Annotated in this window: 1 protein-coding gene; it reads left to right on the forward strand. The window is 67.2% G+C overall.

Translation table 11 applies throughout. The annotated features are described in order from the left end of the window. Nucleotides 1-467, forward strand: a 467-nt coding sequence (locus JK364_RS54620) for an AMP-binding enzyme (RefSeq protein WP_201858913.1), incomplete at both ends; no start/stop codon positions are given.

Consider the following 467-nt stretch of genomic DNA (forward strand, 5'->3'; position numbering starts at 1 on the left):
GGATGACCAGGTGAAGGTGCGTGGCTTCCGTGTCGAGCCCGGTGAGATTGAGACCGTCCTCGCCACCCACCAGGGCGTTGGTCAGGTGGCGGTGATCGTTCGGGAGGACCGTGCCGGGGACAAGCGGTTGGTCGCTTATGTCGTTCCGGTCGGTGTGGTGGATGTGCCCCAATTGCGGACGTTCCTCGCTGGCCGGCTGCCCGACTACATGGTTCCGGCGGCGTTCGTGACGCTTGACGCGCTGCCTATCACGGTGAACGGCAAGCTGGACCGGGCCGCACTCCCCGCTCCCGACTTCACTGGCGCGGCGACGGCGGGACGTGGTCCGGGGACGCCGACGGAGGAGCGTCTCTGTGCGCTGTTCGCTGAGGTGCTGGGCCTGGAGGAGGTGGGTGTCGAGGCGTCGTTCTTCGAGCTCGGTGGCGACTCGATCCTGGTGATGAAGCTGATCGCCCAGATCCGCGCCG

The sequence above is a fragment of the Streptomyces endocoffeicus genome, assembly GCF_016741935.1.
Lineage (GTDB): Bacteria > Actinomycetota > Actinomycetes > Streptomycetales > Streptomycetaceae > Streptomyces > Streptomyces endocoffeicus.